17 protein-coding genes are annotated in these 18,271 nt (G+C 42.5%); 10 read left to right on the top strand and 7 right to left on the bottom strand.

Annotated features, from left to right (window positions below; translation table 11 throughout):
• The first annotated feature begins 97 nt into the window (after window positions 1-97).
• Genes dnaE through N5O98_RS16925 form a run of 3 tightly spaced genes read left to right on the top strand, consistent with a single transcriptional unit; the run spans window position 98 to window position 4,653 of the window.
• Window positions 98-3,904: a DNA polymerase III subunit alpha gene (gene dnaE / locus N5O98_RS16915; RefSeq protein WP_008025066.1), complete on the top strand. Its 3,807-nt coding sequence runs from the start codon at window positions 98-100 to the stop codon at window positions 3,902-3,904.
• A 59-nt stretch (window positions 3,905-3,963) separates the two neighbouring features.
• On the top strand, window positions 3,964-4,278 hold the full coding sequence (gene trxA / locus N5O98_RS16920; RefSeq protein ID WP_004306576.1) for a thioredoxin: 315 nt from the start codon (window positions 3,964-3,966) through the stop codon (window positions 4,276-4,278).
• A gap of 39 nt (window positions 4,279-4,317) precedes the next feature.
• On the top strand, window positions 4,318-4,653 hold the full coding sequence (locus N5O98_RS16925) for a hypothetical protein (protein ID WP_004306577.1): 336 nt from the start codon (window positions 4,318-4,320) through the stop codon (window positions 4,651-4,653).
• A gap of 212 nt (window positions 4,654-4,865) precedes the next feature.
• Here N5O98_RS16925 and N5O98_RS16930 read toward each other — a convergent pair whose 3' ends face one another.
• On the bottom strand, window positions 4,866-5,591 hold the full coding sequence (locus N5O98_RS16930) for an RDD family protein (RefSeq protein WP_004316294.1): 726 nt from the start codon (window positions 5,589-5,591) through the stop codon (window positions 4,866-4,868).
• Between the two features lie 101 nt (window positions 5,592-5,692).
• Here N5O98_RS16930 and N5O98_RS16935 point away from each other — a divergent pair, with 101 nt between their 5' ends.
• The 6 genes from N5O98_RS16935 to N5O98_RS16960 all read left to right on the top strand — a co-directional run bounded on the left by N5O98_RS16935 (window position 5,693) and on the right by N5O98_RS16960 (window position 11,954).
• The gene (locus N5O98_RS16935) at window positions 5,693-6,655 is read left to right on the top strand and encodes a stage II sporulation protein M (RefSeq protein WP_004316293.1); all 963 of its coding nucleotides are present in this window, start codon (window positions 5,693-5,695) and stop codon (window positions 6,653-6,655) included.
• Window positions 6,636-7,574 (top strand): hypothetical protein, encoded by a 939-nt coding sequence (locus N5O98_RS16940; protein WP_004316290.1) that lies wholly within the window; start codon window positions 6,636-6,638, stop codon window positions 7,572-7,574. Before N5O98_RS16935 ends, N5O98_RS16940 begins: the two co-directional genes overlap by 20 nt.
• A gap of 16 nt (window positions 7,575-7,590) precedes the next feature.
• Window positions 7,591-8,208, top strand: coding sequence for a DUF4129 domain-containing protein (locus N5O98_RS16945; protein ID WP_004316289.1), 618 nt, complete (start codon window positions 7,591-7,593; stop codon window positions 8,206-8,208).
• On the top strand, window positions 8,205-9,476 hold the full coding sequence (locus N5O98_RS16950) for a DUF4350 domain-containing protein (RefSeq protein WP_004316287.1): 1,272 nt from the start codon (window positions 8,205-8,207) through the stop codon (window positions 9,474-9,476). The genes N5O98_RS16945 and N5O98_RS16950 overlap by 4 nt, the downstream gene beginning before the upstream one ends.
• Window positions 9,477-9,487: 11 nt before the next feature.
• On the top strand, window positions 9,488-10,462 hold the full coding sequence (locus tag N5O98_RS16955; RefSeq protein WP_004316285.1) for an AAA family ATPase: 975 nt from the start codon (window positions 9,488-9,490) through the stop codon (window positions 10,460-10,462).
• Between the two features lie 181 nt (window positions 10,463-10,643).
• Window positions 10,644-11,954 carry a DUF58 domain-containing protein gene (locus N5O98_RS16960; protein ID WP_118161228.1) on the top strand — a complete coding sequence of 437 codons (1,311 nt, stop codon included), beginning with the start codon at window positions 10,644-10,646 and terminating at the stop codon, window positions 11,952-11,954.
• 67 nt (window positions 11,955-12,021) lie between these two features.
• Here N5O98_RS16960 and N5O98_RS16965 read toward each other — a convergent pair whose 3' ends face one another.
• Genes N5O98_RS16965 through N5O98_RS16980 form a run of 4 tightly spaced genes read right to left on the bottom strand, consistent with a single transcriptional unit; the run spans window position 12,022 to window position 13,925 of the window.
• Complete coding sequence (locus N5O98_RS16965) at window positions 12,022-12,249, bottom strand: immunity 17 family protein (protein WP_004307942.1); 228 nt, start codon at window positions 12,247-12,249, stop codon at window positions 12,022-12,024.
• The gene (tsaE, locus tag N5O98_RS16970; RefSeq protein ID WP_004299267.1) at window positions 12,246-12,659 is read right to left on the bottom strand and encodes a tRNA (adenosine(37)-N6)-threonylcarbamoyltransferase complex ATPase subunit type 1 TsaE; all 414 of its coding nucleotides are present in this window, start codon (window positions 12,657-12,659) and stop codon (window positions 12,246-12,248) included. Before tsaE ends, N5O98_RS16965 begins: the two co-directional genes overlap by 4 nt.
• 13 nt (window positions 12,660-12,672) lie before the next feature.
• A complete protein-coding gene (locus N5O98_RS16975; protein WP_004307944.1) occupies window positions 12,673-13,482 on the bottom strand; it encodes a metal ABC transporter permease in 810 nt (269 codons plus the stop codon).
• On the bottom strand, window positions 13,482-13,925 hold the full coding sequence (locus N5O98_RS16980) for a hypothetical protein (RefSeq protein ID WP_032811120.1): 444 nt from the start codon (window positions 13,923-13,925) through the stop codon (window positions 13,482-13,484). The genes N5O98_RS16975 and N5O98_RS16980 overlap by 1 nt, the downstream gene beginning before the upstream one ends.
• Window positions 13,926-14,097: 172 nt before the next feature.
• On the opposite strand from N5O98_RS16980, the gene N5O98_RS16985 reads away from it, so the two are divergent.
• Window positions 14,098-15,096: a M28 family metallopeptidase gene (locus tag N5O98_RS16985; RefSeq protein WP_118161227.1), complete on the top strand. Its 999-nt coding sequence runs from the start codon at window positions 14,098-14,100 to the stop codon at window positions 15,094-15,096.
• A gap of 56 nt (window positions 15,097-15,152) precedes the next feature.
• Here N5O98_RS16985 and N5O98_RS16990 read toward each other — a convergent pair whose 3' ends face one another.
• Window positions 15,153-15,902, bottom strand: a complete 750-nt coding sequence (locus N5O98_RS16990; protein ID WP_004299279.1) for an N-acetyltransferase — start codon at window positions 15,900-15,902, stop codon at window positions 15,153-15,155.
• A gap of 346 nt (window positions 15,903-16,248) precedes the next feature.
• Window positions 16,249-18,261 (bottom strand): RagB/SusD family nutrient uptake outer membrane protein, encoded by a 2,013-nt coding sequence (locus tag N5O98_RS16995; protein WP_118161226.1) that lies wholly within the window; start codon window positions 18,259-18,261, stop codon window positions 16,249-16,251.
• Between the last annotated feature and the right edge of the window lie 10 nt (window positions 18,262-18,271).

Consider the following 18,271-nt stretch of genomic DNA (forward strand, 5'->3'; position numbering starts at 1 on the left):
GCATAGAAATGCGAATGTTGATAACTTTTTGAGGATTATTTTTGTTTATAACCCAAGAGGTAGTAATTTTATGCCTTCAAATTAACTACTTATCATTATGCAGGATTTCGTTCATTTACATGTCCATACTCAATATTCTCTGTTGGATGGTCAGGCTAGTGTAGCTCGTCTGGTCGATAAAGCCATGCAAAATGGGATGAAGGGTATTGCCGTGACCGATCATGGAAATATGTTCGGTATTAAGGAATTTACGAACTACGTTAATAAAAAGAACAGCGGTCCGAAAGGTGAAGTCAAAGACCTGAAGAAGCGAATTGCAGGAATTGAGGCCGGCACAATAGAGTGCGCGGATAAAGAAGCGGAGATTGCTGCCTGCAAAGCTAAGATAGTGGAAGCGGAAAACAAGCTTTTCAAACCTGTCATCGGTTGTGAAATGTATGTTGCGCGCCGCACTATGGACTTAAAAGAAGGTAAGCCCGACCAAAGTGGTTATCACTTGATTGTATTGGCTAAGAATGAAAAAGGTTATCATAATCTTATTAAATTAGTATCGCACGCATGGACACGCGGATATTATATGCGCCCGCGTACTGATCGTAGCGAACTGGAAAAATATCACGAAGGACTTATTGTTTGTTCGGCCTGTCTCGGTGGTGAAGTGCCGAAGCGGATTACTGCCGGGCAATTTGCAGAAGCCGAAGAAGCCATACAATGGTATAAGAACCTGTTTGGGGATGATTATTATCTGGAGATGCAGCGTCATAAAGCGACTGTTCCCCGTGCTAATCACGAATGTTATCCGTTGCAGGTAAATGTGAACAAATATCTGATTGAATATGCTAAGAAGTTCAATGTCAAACTAATTTGTACGAATGATGTTCACTTTGTAGATGAAGAGAATGCGGAAGCGCACGACCGTTTGATCTGTTTGAGTACCGGTAAGGATTTGGATGATCCTAGCCGTATGCTTTATACCAAACAGGAATGGATGAAAACACGCGAAGAGATGAACGAACTCTTTGCCGACGTTCCCGAAGCGTTGAGCAATACGCTGGAGATTCTTGACAAGGTAGAATATTACTCCATCGACCATGCACCTATCATGCCTACTTTTGCTATTCCCGAAGATTTTGGGACGGAAGAAGGCTATCGGGCGAAGTTTACGGAAAAAGACCTGTTTGATGAGTTTACTCAAGATGAGCACGGTAATGTGGTATTGAGTGAAGAGGATGCGAAAGCAAAAATCAAACGCTTGGGTGGCTATGATAAACTCTATCGTATTAAACTTGAAGGAGATTACTTGGCGAAACTAGCTTTTGACGGAGCTAAGAGAATTTATGGTGAACCTCTGTCGGAAGAAGTCAAAGAGCGAATGAACTTTGAACTGTATATCATGAAAACGATGGGTTTCCCAGGATACTTCTTGATTGTACAGGACTTTATCAATGCGGCACGTAAGGAATTGGGTGTGTCGGTCGGTCCGGGACGTGGTTCGGCTGCCGGTTCGGCGGTGGCCTATTGTCTGGGAATTACGAAAATCGACCCTATCCAGTACGATTTGCTGTTTGAGCGTTTCTTGAATCCGGACCGTATCTCCTTGCCCGATATCGATGTGGACTTTGATGATGACGGGCGTGGAGAGGTACTTCGTTGGGTAACGAATAAATATGGTCAGGAAAAAGTAGCTCATATCATCACTTATGGTACAATGGCTACCAAGTTAGCTATCAAGGATGTTGCCCGTGTGCAAAAGCTGCCTCTATCGGAGTCTGACCGATTGGCTAAATTAGTGCCGGATAAGATTCCTGATAAGAAACTGAACTTGCGGAATGCGATTGAATATGTTCCCGAACTACAAGCTGCGGAAGCATCATCCGATCCGTTGGTACGGGATACGATCAAGTACGCTAAGATGCTCGAAGGTAACGTACGTGGTACAGGTGTACATGCTTGTGGTACGATTATCTGTCGTGACGATATCACCGACTGGGTACCTGTCAGCACTGCTGATGATAAGGAAACGGGCGAAAAAATGCTTGTTACCCAGTATGAAGGTTCGGTGATTGAAGATACCGGATTGATTAAGATGGACTTCCTTGGTCTGAAAACTTTGTCTATTATCAAAGAGGCCGTTGAAAATATCCGTTTAAGTCGTAATGTTGAAGTAGACGTCGATGCGATAGACATCTGCGATCCGGCTACTTATAAATTATATAGTGACGGACGGACGATTGGTACATTCCAGTTTGAATCTGCCGGCATGCAGAAATACCTGCGCGAATTGCAGCCTTCTACATTCGAAGATTTGATCGCCATGAATGCCCTTTATCGTCCGGGGCCGATGGATTATATACCTGATTTTATCGACCGTAAACATGGGCGTAAGCCGATTGAGTATGATATTCCGGTAATGGAGAAATACTTGAAGGATACGTATGGTATTACGGTTTATCAGGAACAGGTGATGCTTCTGTCGCGCTTATTGGCGGACTTTACCCGCGGTGAGTCTGATGCACTCCGTAAAGCGATGGGTAAGAAGCTGCGTGACAAGCTGGACCACATGAAACCTAAATTTATTGAAGGTGGGCGTAAGAACGGGCATGACCCGAAAGTTCTTGAAAAAATCTGGACCGACTGGGAAAAGTTTGCGTCATACGCTTTCAATAAATCACATGCTACTTGTTATTCGTGGGTAGCTTACCAAACCGCTTATCTAAAAGCTAATTATCCTCCTGAATATATGGCTGCTGTGATGAGCCGAAGCTTGTCGAACATTACCGATATTACGAAACTGATGGACGAATGTAAGGCAATGGGTATTCAGACGCTGGGACCGGATGTAAACGAAAGTAACCTGAAGTTTACAGTAAACCATGATGGTAATATCCGTTTCGGACTAGGGGCTGTCAAAGGTGTGGGTGAAGCTGCTGTCCATAGTATTATGGAGGAACGTAGTAAGAATGGTCCTTTCCTTGGTATATTCGACTTTGTGCAACGTGTCAACCTGAATGCCTGCAACAAGAAGAATATGGAGTGTCTGGCATTAGCCGGAGGGTTTGATAGTTTCCCGGAACTGAAGCGGGAGCAATACTTTGCTGTAAATTCTAAGGGTGAAGTATTTCTGGAAACATTGATGCGCTATGGTAACCGCTATCAGGCAGATAAGGCAGCTGCTTTCAACTCTTTGTTCGGTGGTGAAAACGTTATTGATGTTGCAACTCCTGAAATACCTCAAGGTGTAGAACGTTGGAGTGATCTCGATCGTCTGAATCGTGAGCGTGATTTGGTAGGTATTTATCTTTCCGCTCACCCGCTGGATGAATTTTCTATCGTATTGGAACATGTCTGCAATACACGGATGGCGGATTTGGAAGATAAAGCTGCACTTGTTGGTCGTGAAATAACGATGGGAGGGATTGTGACTAGTGTTCGTCGCGGAGTCAGCAAGAATGGAAATCCGTATGGTATTGCTAAGATTGAAGATTATTCCGGTTCTACCGAAATCCCATTCTGGGGAAATGACTGGGTGACTTATCAGGGATATCTCAACGAAGGAACGTTCCTATATATTAAGGCTCGTTGCCAAGCCAAACAATGGCGGCAGGATGAATTGGAGGTGAAAATCACCTCAATGGAACTTCTTCCCGATGTGAAAGAAGAACTGGTGCAGAAGATCACGATTATCATTCCTCTGTCAGTCTTGAACTCGGCTTTGGTTACTGAACTTGCCACTCTGACTAAGGAACATCCGGGAAATACGGAACTGTATTTTAAAGTGACGGATGATGCCGATGTAAGCCACATGTCAATTGATTTGATTTCCCGTCCGATTAAGCTTTCGGTGGGTCGGGATTTAATAACATATTTAAAGGAACGTCCGGAACTGGGATTTCATATAAATTGATTATATTTGTGGCGAGAATAAGCTAACGAAATAACATTTAATAATTAATACTTAAAAAAATGGCTTTAGAAATTACAGACAGCAACTATAAAGAGGTTCTTGCAGAAGGAAAACCGGTTGTTGTAGATTTTTGGGCTCCTTGGTGTGGCCCATGCAAGATGGTGGCTCCTATCATTGAAGAATTGGCTGCGGAGTTTGAAGGACAAGTAATCATCGGTAAGTGCGATGTAGACGAAAATGGTGATATGGCTGCTGAATATGGTATCCGTAATATTCCTACTGTATTGTTTTTCAAGAACGGTGAAATAGTAGACAAACAGGTAGGTGCAGTTGGCAAACCGGTATTCGCAGAAAAGGTGAAGAAGCTTTTATAGTCGATAATACTTAATACTTATCACTTAATACTTAAAAAAATGGGACTGGAAGACGATTTTTTATTAGCAGATGCCGATGACGAAAAGACCATCGAGTTTATCAAAAACTATCTGCCTCAAGAACTGAAAGAGAAGTTCTCGGACGATGAATTGTATTATTTTCTCGATTTAATCGACGAGTATTACTCTGAAAGTGGCATTCTCGACGCTCAACCCGATGAAGACGGTTATGTTAACATCGATTTGGAAGAGGTTGTGGCTTACATTGTAAAGGAAGCCAAAAAGGATGAAATAGGAGAATACGATCCTGAAGAAGTCCTCTTTGTGGTTCAGGGAGAAATGGAATACGGAAACTCTCTGGGACAGGTGGACTAAACGACATCCGGTCTCATTGCAGATAAAATTAAGATAAGGGGTGTGCTCTGTGAGTATACCCCTTTTTTTTGCGGGCTTTTTCTCAAACAGTTTTATGCTATGAGAAAAAGTTCTCACAGCTATGAGAAAAAAATACTCATTGCTATGAGAATTAATTCTCACTACAGTGAGAATAATCCCTTGCCTGAATAGTCTGAAACAGCGTATTCTGGTTATATTTCTTCCAATGCATAATACTGATAATCGCGAAGTATCGTCTGAAGAAATTTCTCTTGATTACTCTCACGGGGAGTAACGGAAAGTAATTCCTGTACTTTTTTGGCAAGTGCCGTGATACGTCTTGCCCGGTCTTTTTCGCTGGATTCCAAAGTCCGGGTAATTACATTCACTTGTTCGAGAGATAAATCAGCCGATTGCGGATATACCGGATGATAATTTTGGGTCAGATAGTCGAATTCATCCAGGCTGACATGTATCTTACGATAGTTTTTCTCTTTAATCACCATAGTACCGGCAGCTAGATCCCCTAATCGTTGGTTGTTCTTATTCAATAAAACGACCAGAAGTCCAAGGCCACTTGTGATGGGACCATCAATTGGGAAAAGAAGCCATCGTAACAGATAAGAGCCGATGCTTGGAGTAGAACCGTCTACTTTTACGACACGGATATTGATGAGTTTTTTGCCAAAGCTCTGTCCGTGATTGAACATTTCACAAAGAAAAGAATAACCGAGAATCGGTAAATAAACGACGCACAGAAAAAAGAACAAACTGAATCCTGACGGTAAACTTAATTTAGACAAGAGCGTAATAGTGGACAAGATGTAAAGCCCGATCAGAAAATAATCGATGATTAAAGCCATCAGTCGTTCGCCGATACTGGCGGGTGTTTGGCTGATACGAACGAATTGTCCGGTTATTATCGTAGATTCTGCCATTTCAGGTTAAACATTTTTAGGATTCCGTTGCAAATATATCATAATTCTCTTATTTTTGCTTCCGGTTTCGGACAAAACTTATCCGAAATCTATTGAAAAGCATGAAAGAAGTAACGTTTATTCGTCGGAACATTGAAAAATGGAAGGAGACAGAGAAAGTTGTGGAGCGGGCGGCAAGTCTGTCCCCCGACCAACTAGCCGATGCGTATACGGACTTGACAGCTGACCTGGCATTTGCCCAAACACATTTCCCAACTTCCCGTATTACTATTTATCTGAATAATCTGGCTTCAGCGTTGCACAACGAAATCTACCGCAATAAACGCGAGAAGTGGACACGGATTGTTACCTTCTGGACACAGGAAGTACCACGAACCATGCACGATGCACGGCGCGAATTACTGACTTCCTTTTTGATTTTTGTTGCCAGCGCATTAATCGGCGTATTATCAGCAGCGAATGACCCGGATTTTGTCCGGCTGATATTGGGAAACGGTTATGTGGATATGACACTCGACAATATTGCCAATGGTGAGCCGATGGCCGTATATAATGGTTCTTCCGAAGTACCGATGTTCTTGGGCATTACACTTAATAACGTGATGGTCTCTTTCAACTGCTTTGCAATGGGATTGCTGACCAGTTTTGGAACAGGGTATATGCTTCTCTCCAATGGTATCATGGTAGGAGCTTTTCAAACATTCTTTTATCAACACGATTTGTTGTGGGAATCCAGTCTTGCCATCTGGTTGCACGGAACGCTTGAAATCTGGGCGATTATCGTAGCCGGTGCCGCCGGATTGGCTTTGGGCAACGGCTGGCTGTTTCCCGGCACCTATTCTCGCCTGGAATCTTTCAGAAGAGGAGCGAAGCGAGGCTTGAAAATAGTGATCGGCACTGTTCCGGTATTCATTATGGCAGGCTTTATAGAAGGTTTTCTTACCCGGCACACAGAGCTTCCCGATGTGTTGAGGCTTGGCGTGATATTCACTTCTCTGGCATTTATTATATTCTACTATATTTATTTACCAAATAGAAAAAAACATGGAATCACAGAAACCTAAGATTGCGATGTATGTGAAACGTCCTTTCGGTGAGAAGTTGAACGCTTCTTTTGATTTTATAAAAGAGAATTGGAAACAATTGTTTAAGTATTCAACTTATCTGATACTCCCTATATGCTTAATTCAAGCCGCAAACTTTAGCGGTTTAATGGGAAGTATGACAGATATTACTGCTATGCAGGCGTCCGGAGGAATAAGTGATAATCCTTTAGCTGCTCTGGGACCTTCATTTGCACTGAATTATGCAGGAGTTATCTTTTTTTCATGTTTGGGAGCTTTGTTGATGACTTCCTTGATTTATGCGATGGTACGATTGTATAATGAACGGGAAGAACGCCTGAACGGGATTGTATTCGGCGATATAAAATCGTTGTTGCTCCGTAATATTAAAAGACTGTTTTTGATGGGGATCGCCTGCAGCTTTTTATTCATCTTTGCGGTGATCTTTATTGTCTTATTGGCTGTATTGACACCTTTCACACTCATTCTGACCATCCCGCTTTTATTCGCCTTTATGGTTCCTTTGGCATTAATGGCTCCCATCTACTTATTTGAAGACATTTCGTTGGGTGAGGCATTTGCAAAAACATTCCGGTTGGGATTTGCTACCTGGGGAGGCGTCTTTCTAATTTTAATTGTGATGGGGATTATTGCCAGTGTGTTACAAGGAATCGTTTCTATACCCTGGTATGTGATCTATATTGTAAAAATGATCTTTACGATGAGTGACGGAGGTGCAACCTCTTCATCAGTCGGACTGAACTTTGCGCAATATTTGTTCTCTATCCTGATGTTGTATGGTTCTTACTTATCGGCTATATTCGGTATCGTCGGTCTGGTTTATCAGTATGGTCATGCATCGGAAGTGGTGGACAGCATAACGGTAGAAAGTGATATTGACAATTTTGATAAACTCTAAACCAAACCTCCACTAGATGAATCTCACTTCCCCGGCTGATACACTAGTCTGTGATACGGCGCAGATTGCCCTCTGGCAGTCTGATCCGGCATACAACTATAATTGTGAACTGATTACTCCGGAGATGAATGTCTTTGAGTGGATCAGTCGGCAGTTTGGGGAGTTGTTGCGTAAAATATTCGGCAGTCATTTTGCTGAAGAGTATTCAGGGCTTATCCTGGTATGTATTGCCATTCTTCTTTTATTGCTGATTGTTTGGTTTGTCTATCGGAAACGCCCGGAATTGTTTATGGTCTCGCATAAAAATGCGTTGCCTTATACAGTTGAAGAAGACACCATTTACGGAGTAGATTTTCCGGGAGGGATTGCGGAAGCGCTTTCCCGTCAGAATTACCGGGAAGCAGTACGTTTGCTCTATCTGCAAACTTTGAAACAACTTAGTGACGCTGAACGTATTGACTGGCAACTTTATAAAACGCCTACCCAGTATATCAATGAAGTCCGGCTACCGGCTTTCAGGCAACTGACCAATCATTTCCTGCGGGTACGTTATGGCAACTTTGAGGCGACGGAAGAACTTTTCCGGGTAATGCAGACCTTGCAGGAAGAAATAGAGAAAGGAGGCGTCTCATGAAAGGAAGTCGCTGGTTTATTGTCTTTATTGTCGCTTTTCTATTCATCATGTTTGCAATAGAATATCATTTGCCGAAGAATTTTGTGTGGAAGCCCACTTTCGGACATCATGACGAGCAACCTTTCGGATGTGCAGTATTCGATACCGTATTGTCTTCTTCTTTGCCACAGGGCTACACTTTTTCGAGGAAAAGTCTTTATCAATTGGAGCAGGAAGATACGACGCAACGCAGAGGTATATTGGTTATCTCTGATAATTTGCGATTGTCGGACGTCGATGTAAACGCTCTGTTGAAAATGGCGGAACGCGGAGATAAGATCATGTTGGTGAGTACCTTGTTCGGCAGATATTTGGAAGATACCTTGCAGTTCAGGTCTTACTATTCTTACTTCAGTCCGATGGCTTTGAAGAAATATGCAACTTCATTTATGAAAAAGGATAGCTTGCATTGGATAGGAGATTCGACGGTTTATCCCCGTCAGACTTTCTATTTTTATCCCCAGTTGTGCTCCTCTTATTTTTGGGGAGATTCACTTCCGGAAAGGGTGTTGGCACAAAGAGTTTTTGAGTCGAATGAGTTCCGGTATGAAACCGAGGCGGACTCGTTGACAACGGATAGTCTTGTTTATATGCCTGTAGCGATGTCCCGTCGGTGGGGGAAAGGAGAAGTTATTTTAGTTTCCACTCCTTTGATTTTTACCAATTACGGAATGTTGGACGGCAAAAATGCAACCTATATCTTCCGTTTGTTGTCGCAGATGGGGAAGCTTCCCATCGTTCGCACGGAGGGGTACATGAAAGAAACTGCACAGGTGCAGCAATCACCTTTCCGTTATCTGTTGGCACATCAGCCGCTTCGTTGGGCTTTGTATCTGACGATGATTACCATCATACTCTTTATGATATTCACAGCGAAGAGGCGGCAACGGGTGATCCCTGTTATTCACGAGCCGGCCAATAAATCTCTTGAATTTACCGAACTGATAGGCACGCTTTATTTTCAGAAGAAAGACCACGCGGATTTAGTTCGCAAGAAGTTTTCCTATTTGGCCGAAGAACTGCGGAGAGAGATTCAAGTGGATATTGAAGAAGTGGCCGACGATGAACGCTCTTTCCACCGGATTGCCCGGAAAACCGGAATGGATGCCGGAGAGATTGCTAAATTTATCCGCGAAGTCAGACCCGTGATCTACGGAGGACGTGTTATTGATGCGGAGCAGATGAAGGTATATATCGATAAAATGAATGAAATAATCAATCATATCTAAAGAAGAAATTTATGGAAGAGAATACAGAACAGCGAGTAGATTTAACTCTCTTTTCCGAGAAGATACAAGAGTTGAAAGACCGGATTGCTTCCGTCATAGTAGGGCAGGAGCAGACAGTCGATTTGGTACTGACAGCGATTTTGGCGAATGGACACGTATTGATAGAAGGTGTTCCGGGAGTTGCGAAGACACTGTTGGCCCGTTTGACAGCTCGTCTGATTGATGCAGACTTCAGTCGTGTCCAGTTCACTCCGGACTTAATGCCGAGTGACGTATTAGGTACGACTGTGTTTAATATGAAAACCAATGGTTTTGATTTTCATCAGGGACCGATTTTTGCGGATATTGTATTGGTCGATGAAATCAACCGTGCTCCTGCCAAGACACAGGCTGCCTTGTTTGAGGTAATGGAAGAGCGCCAGATCAGTATTGATGGAACGACTCACCGGATGGGAGATCTTTATACGATTTTGGCTACCCAGAATCCGGTAGAGCAGGAGGGAACATACAAACTTCCCGAAGCACAGCTCGACCGTTTTCTGATGAAGATAACGATGGATTATCCTTCATTGGAAGAGGAAGTGAATATCCTGGAACGTCATCATACCAATGCCGCATTGGTGAAGTTGGACGACATCACTCCCGCTATTACCAAAGAAGAACTGTTGTCGCTTCGTGCTTTCATGAATCAGGTATTTGTAGACCGCACGTTGCTCCAATATATCGCATTGATTGTACAGCAGACCCGTACCAGCAGAGCTGTATATTTGGGAGCTTCTCCACGTGCATCTGTAGCCATGCTGCAATCGTCGAAAGCGTATGCTCTTTTGCAGGGACGTGATTTTGTGACACCGGAAGATATCAAGTTTGTAGCTCCTTATGTACTTCAGCACCGTCTGATCCTGACTGCGGAAGCTGAAATGGAAGGCTATTCTCCAGTGAAAGTGACGCAACGCTTAATTGATAAAGTGGAAGTACCAAAATGAAAAGATTTATGATTTATGAGTTCTGATTTATGATTTGGGCTGCGCGTTGGATGTCTGACTCTATTCATAACATAAATCGAAGAAATCATAAATCGTAAATTATAAACAGTACGTAAATTGTAAGTTGAAGAAATCGTAAACCCAAGAAATTATAAATCATAATTCATAAATCATAATTCATTTGTTTCTAACTCGTCGTTTCTATATTGCCCTTGTCTTGGTTATCCTGTTGTTGGGTAGCGGATATGTTTTTGCTCCGTTCTTTGTTATCGGGCAGTGGGCACTTTTTGTCTTGCTTTTGGTGGTACTGGCAGACGTATATTCTCTTTATCGTATTCGTGGAATCCGTGCTTTCCGCCAGTGTGCCGACCGTTTCTCTAATGGCGACGAAAATGAAGTAAGTATTCGGGTAGAAAGTAGTTATCCGCATCCTGTATCTTTAGAAATCATAGATGAGATTCCTTTTATCTTTCAGAAACGTGATGTCGACTTTCAGGTGAAGCTTGGAGCAAACGAGGGAAAAACAGTTACCTATCGTCTTCGACCTACTCATCGTGGTGTTTACTCTTTCGGTCATATTAGAGTTTTTGTGACCGGGAAAATCGGCTTTATATCCCGGCGCTATACTTGTGCAGAACCTTTGGATATCAAAGTGTACCCGTCATATCTGATGCTCCATCAATATGAATTGTTGGCAATAAGTGATAATCTGACTGAATTGGGAATAAAGCGTATTCGCCGGGTTGGGCATCATACGGAGTTTGAGCAGATTAAAGAGTATGTAAAGGGGGATGATTACCGTACGATTAACTGGAAAGCAAGTGCCCGCCGGCATGAACTTATGGTGAATGTGTATCAGGACGAACGCTCACAGCAGATTTATAATGTGATCGATAAAGGTAGAGTGATGCAGCAAGCTTTCTGTGGAATGACCTTGCTGGATTATGCAATTAATGCTTCGCTGGTGCTTTCGTATGTTGCTATGCAGAAAGAAGATAAAGCCGGATTAGTGACTTTCGATGAACACTTCGATACTTTCGTGCCTGCTTCCAAGCAATCGGGATATATGCAGACATTGCTGGAAAGTCTTTATAGTCAACAGACCACTTTTGGGGAGACAGACTTCTCGGCTCTTTGCGTTCATTTGAACAAACATGTCAGTAAACGTAGCCTGCTGGTACTGTATACTAACTTCTCGAGCATAGGAGGAATGAACCGTCAATTATCTTACCTGAAACAACTAAACCGCCAGCACCGTTTGCTTGTAGTCTTTTTTGAAGATGTCGATTTGAAGGAATATATCGCCCAACCGGCAAAAGATACGGAAGGGTATTATCGGCACGTGATTGCAGAAAAGTTCGCTTATGAGAAGCGGCTGATTGTATCTACTTTGAAACAACATGGCATCTATTCTTTATTAACTACACCGGAGAATCTTTCGATTGATGTGATTAATAAGTATCTGGAGATGAAGTCACGACAGTTGCTTTAGACATAAGAACAAAAGAACATATTTTTGTAGTCTTTTGTACTTATGTTCTTTTGTCTGAAAAAATGTCTCAAAGAGTGATGGCTTTCCGTGTTTCCACAAAGAAGAATATAGCCATTCCAATGATGATAATTCCCAGTATCCCATAGAAGAGTCTTGCCCGGTTGCGTCCTACATTCCGGACAATGGTTTGTGCGTTGCGCGTTGTAAAGAACCAGTCCCAGTTCAGCAATGACGCCAGCAGGGAGACGATTCCTGCTAGCGCAAAGATTCCTTGTACGATATATTGTCCGGTCATAGTTTGATTACTCTATTTCCGTCTTCCAGTTCTTCAATCGTTACTTTTACGGCATTTCCCGGAAGTAATTCTTCTACCAGTTCCGGCCATTCGATAAAGCAGAGAGCGCCACTGTAGAAATAGTCTTCGTAGCCCATGTCATACACTTCGCTTAGTTTCTTGATACGGTAAAAATCGAAGTGATAGATTAATTCTCCGGTTTCGTCCGAACGGTATTCGTTGACAATGGCAAAAGTAGGAGAAGTGATAACATCCGTTACGCCCAATTCTTCGCAGAGCGCTTTGACAAATGTCGTTTTGCCGGCACCCATCTTTCCGTATAAAGCAAATACAGTGTTGTCGCCCATAGCAGCGATAAATTCACGGGCTGCTTCATGGATACTTTCCAGTGATTGAATTTTGATTTCCATATACTATCTATTATTATGACTTTTTCCTGCAACAACTCTTTCCGATTTTACAAACAGCGTAAATCAGGATAGAGAAGAATATGATGGAAGCTCCCGAAGGAACTTTCCAGTGATAAGAAATAAATAATCCACCCAGGCAGCCCAAGAAACCGATGCCGATTGATAACCAGATAATCTTCTTGAAACTATAAGTGAACAAGTTGGCTGTCATCTGTGGAATGGTGAGAAGAGAAATGGCCAGTACGATGCCTACCATACGCAGGCAGGCTACAATTGTCAGCGCAATGAACATCATCAACACATATTCGAATATCTCTACCGGAATCTTTTGCGAACGTGCAAACTCACGGTCAAAAGCAATATATACGATAGGGCGGATAAACAGATAAAAGAATCCGGTCAGTATTAGTGCCAATATGCCGAGCATCCATAAGTCGATTTGGTTGATGGTCAAGATATTGCCAAAGAGGTAAGCCGACAGGTCAGGCGCAAATCCCGGCGACAGGAAGCTGAACATAATTCCGAGTGCCATCCCTAACGTCCAGAATACTGCAATGGCAGAATCTTCGCGCATATCTTTCCGTCTGCTAAGCCACTCGACACCAAAAGCCGATAATACCGAGAATACGGCTGCCGAGAGTATCGGGGAAATTCCGGCAAACAATCCTAACCCGATCCCTCCGAAAGAAGCATGAGTGATTCCTCCGCTGATAAATACCAGGCGGCGGGTTACGATATATGTACCGATAATCCCACAGGCAATGCTTGCCAGCAGACTTCCCAATAGGGCGTGTTGAAAGAATGTATATTGTAGTAAATCCATCACCTCTCATCTGCTTTTTTTACTTCTACGTTTCTTCTTTCTCCGATAATCAGAAAAACTTCGTCTTTGAGATCATCCGGTAATTCAATGCCACGGAGCTGAAGGCTACGTATCCATCCGGCCACTTCTACATCCAGTGTCGTATACAATACATCCCGAAACATTTCTGTTTCTTCTTCTGTATACGCATCTCCTGCCCTGCCAATGAACTGATCCAGTTCTTCGTCATCGTAATATTCTATTTTTTTGCTGACAGCTGCCAGCAGGCTATCCCGTTCGCATACTTCGTGTTGTCCGCAGCATTCCACATCTACTTCCTTCACTTCCGGCATACGGTCCAGTTCGCCCTTTTCTATTTTCTTTTGCAGTCTTTTGTTGCGGATAATTCCGGCTATCAGCGCAATGACACCCAGCAACACCAGACTTATAATAAGTATCCACATGACAATATAACAGTTACCAATCAATTTTGTGCAAAGTTACTTATAAATTTGCATTCTATCATGTATGCTATCTATTTCTTTCGTACTTTTGTATGTTACCTACAAAATAAACATTGGCGGGTGAATTAAATTTCACCAATCAATGAAAATGACTTAAGATATTTGAAGTACAATGAAGAGAGATTATTTACTATTAGCGTTACTGTTGGTTGGAAATATTACTTTTGCCCAATCTCCTATTGAGAGGGCCTTGAATACAATCAACCGTTCCTCTGCCGAAGCTACTATCAATTTTTTGGCTAGTGATGAATTGCAAGGGCGTGAGGCGGGGGTTCACGGTTCGCGTGTGACTTCGGAATATATTGTTTCTTTGTTGCAATGGATGGGAGTATCGCCTTTGGCTGACAGCTATTTCCAGCCTTTTGATGCTTACCGTAAAGAACGTCAGAAAAAAGGACGTCTGGAAGTACATCCTGATTCCATAGCAAAACTGAAACAGGAAGTTCATCAGAAGCTTACCATGAGGAATGTATTGGGAATGATTCCCGGTAAAAATACCAAAGAATATGTGATTGTGGGGGCTCATTTCGACCATTTAGGTATTGATCCTGTACTTGATGGCGACCAAATATACAATGGTGCTGACGATAATGCTTCCGGTGTATCGGCAGTGCTGCAAATTGCAAGAGCCTTTTTAGCCAGTGGACAGCAACCCGAAAGAAATGTAATCTTTGCTTTTTGGGATGGAGAAGAAAAAGGACTGCTAGGCTCTAAATATTTTGTACAAACTTGTCCTTTCCTATCTCAAATCAAAGGCTATCTGAACTTTGACATGATTGGCCGTAACAACAAACCTCAACAACCCAAACAAGTCGTTTATTTCTACACAGCCGCCCATCCGGTCTTTGGGGATTGGTTGAAAGAGGATATCAGAAAATACGGTTTGCAATTGGAACCGGATTACCGCGCCTGGGAAAATCCGATAGGAGGAAGTGATAACGGTTCGTTTGCCAAAGTAGGTATTCCGATCATCTGGTATCATACGGACGGGCATCCTGATTATCACCAGCCTTCCGATCATGCCGACCGATTGAATTGGGATAAGGTCGTAGAAATCACCAAAGCCTCTTTTCTCAATATGTGGAAGATGGCAAATGAGAAGTCTTTTTAATGAAGCAGATAAAATACAATCCTGATAATTAGCGGGAAAAGTCAGGATTGTATTTCTTATTTTTTGAGTATTCTTTTTAAATAGTCGATAGGTGGCAAATTCACAGTCTCAAAACTTCCTTTATAAAATACAGCAAAATTATTAAAAACACACGGTAACTCTTTGGCTTTCTGTAGCGTATCTACTTGAATAAAAGAAACAGGGACATCATTTGTTTCACAATATTGTTTGATCATTTCAATGTATTTATAGATATAGGGGCATTGCATATCATAATAAATCGTCAGTTCCTCACTTTCTATTTTCAGATTCTTGGCATTTGGCGCAAATTGCGGTACTGTTCCGTCGAAAGAAAGAGCAAGCAATTCATATCCATTATCGGTAGTGTCAACCACTTCAAAACCAAATTTCTTTGCAAATGATTGGTCGGAAAGCCAGCTCTTCTGTTTTTTTGCCCCAAGCATACAAATGCCGGATCTACCTTTTTCTTTGGCATCGGCTATACAGTACTCTATTAATGCTTTCCCATATCCGTTTCCTCGGGGGCTACCTAGCACCCATAAACAATACAGATAATAATAGTTGTCGCCGATGACGGGAACCCAAGCTGTTTCAAGAGGGGCATATTCAATAAAAACAGTAGCTTTGGCGTTTAACTTTCTAAAGACATGGCCTTCATTCAGCCGGTCGGAAAGCCATTGCCGTTTTGCTTCAATACCAGGATGAGACTTTTTGCTGCGGATGATGCAGCATAAATGCTCATTAGAAAGATTTTCTGTTGTTAAGTTTGTAAAGTCAGTATTCATATACACCTTTGTTTCAAGTTAGATATTATCAATCGGATAGTGTAGTAATTGTAATACTTGATTAGCCCGGTTGACAGATAAGCAAATACAAATGTAGTGAATTTTGCGGATAATCTCTGTTGGGTGACTATGGAAATCACAAAGACTTTTTATACATCTGCAGAGGATGTTGAACGAGAACTCATGCGAATGTAAAACTTCATTGCCTAACTTAGGATTAGATTGACCGCAGTTCTACCTAATCTGGAGCGAGACAATGAAGTTTATAAAAATAAAAAGATAACAGATATATAATATTAAGGTCGATATATTTGCAAACTCAAAGAGTTGTTCTTTTATCTTTTTATTATTCTACAGGTTGTGCACCGGTGTCGCCTTCAATCTTCCATCCCGGGTTCTGATAAACGACTGAACTTGTAAAATCATTCTTATCCGAGGCTGTCTGACGAAATACAGCCATACCTATCGGATTCAGATAATGAGCAGGTGTAAAGAGGAATCCATTCTGCCCGGCAATCAGATTATTCTTCGTGATTTTTTCGTATGGAAGAATATATTTGCTTAAAGCAGATGAGGACATATTACCTTCTGCCGGATCTACTTTACATAAATCTGCCAGTTGCGTTTCATAGTTGCTTCCCCAGTATAGCATACCTTCTACACGGTAAGGTTTGGATATCAACTGGTCGCATGCACGCCAGCGTTTCAAATCTTCCCAGCGCAAAGCTTCTGCACAAAGTTCGTTACGGCGTTCACGGCGGATATTATATAACGTCGCGTCTATCAATTGGCCATGAGAATAAGCACCGAAATCGCCTTTAGCCTCTTCGCTCATCTGTGTTGCGGCGATTGTCTTATTATAGTCTTCGTCCACTTTGGCGCGTCGGCGTAAAGCTTTCCAATATCCGTCGGCTGTTCCGTCGATTCTACCATTTTTCTCATACGAAGCTTCCATGTAAATCAGCATGGCTTCTGCCGCGCGGAAAACAATGCCACCTGATGTTCCTGCACTATGGTCATTTGCCATGTGACTGGAATAGTGTTTGCCTTTTTTGATGATGAACCCGGTTGTTGCCAAACTTCCTTTATCGCCATAAATGAAACGGATTGAGCAATAACTGGGAGTTCCGTCATCACCATAATAATTCACATCACCTTCATTTTCGGTGTTGGCATCACCCGGCTTTTTGGTAAAGATAACAATGCGTGAATCACGATTCTGTAAAGTGGAATTTACTCCTTTTTTCTCCCAATCGGGATTATAATCGGAACCGGCTGCATAGATGGGAAGCCCATTGCGCATCAGGAAAGAATTGACCATGCCACGAGTCCATCCGGAACCACCGCCATTACGTTCCAGCTCCATTTGCAAGTTGCTGGTTACCAATCCTTCCTTAAACTGTTTCCACATCAGTATTTCATCATATCCTTCCATGTTTTCATCGCAGAACATGGTGTAGTAAGGATTGATGGAAACCAGACTGGCATTCATACCTTCGGGGGTATCGGTATTGTCTGCCAGTTTTCCGACGATATAGTCGCCTACCACTTTTGATGACTTCATTGCTTCATCAAGAAAATAAGCCACTTCTGTATCACTATTAAAACCGCTTACATCTGCGGGATTACCCGGCCATCCTTTTCCACCGGGTACAAAAGCTGTTCCTTTGTGATACTTTTCCCAAGTTGCTTCGAAGAGGGCAACGCGTGCACGCAGCAAGTGAGCTACGTTTTTGCTGATGCGATTCTTGCCACCGGGACTTTTATCAAGCAACAATTCTGTTGCTTTTTGCAAATCGTCCAGAATGAAGCGTGCCACCTTATTACGCGGCTGGCGCTTGCTGGATTCCACCAAAGTCTCTTCTACGTCGGGCAATGCGGTAGTGATAATAGGCAGATCTCCTAAAGAAACCAATAATTTATAATAATTGTATGCCCGGATCACGTACATTTCTCCGATATAATGCTTCACATTATCCTGATTGCCGGTAATAGTGCCTGCTTCGAATTTCGGTAAAGTATTATCAAAGAAATAGTTGCAGGTTCGTATTTTGCTCCAGTCCCATTCGCCTTCACCAGACGGCACCTTCTTTTGCCCGGGTATCCAGAAGGCCGGTGAGTCACCACTGGCTTGGTTATCAGTATCATTATCTTTGCCGAAGAAATTGATGCCATACGCATCGGTCACTGTTTCAAATGGGTAAGCATTGATTGTGTATGCAGCCAGATCACTTTCGGATGCAAAATATTTTTCGGGAATTACTTTATCCAGTGGTTCCCTGTCGAGAAAATCATTGCAACCGGTCAGTCCGCCCAATAGCAATGTTCCTATTGTCAAAAGTTTGATATGTTTTTTCATAATCGTTTAT

The organism is Bacteroides sp. LFL-34 (assembly GCF_027257075.1).
Taxonomy (GTDB): domain Bacteria; phylum Bacteroidota; class Bacteroidia; order Bacteroidales; family Bacteroidaceae; genus Bacteroides; species Bacteroides ovatus.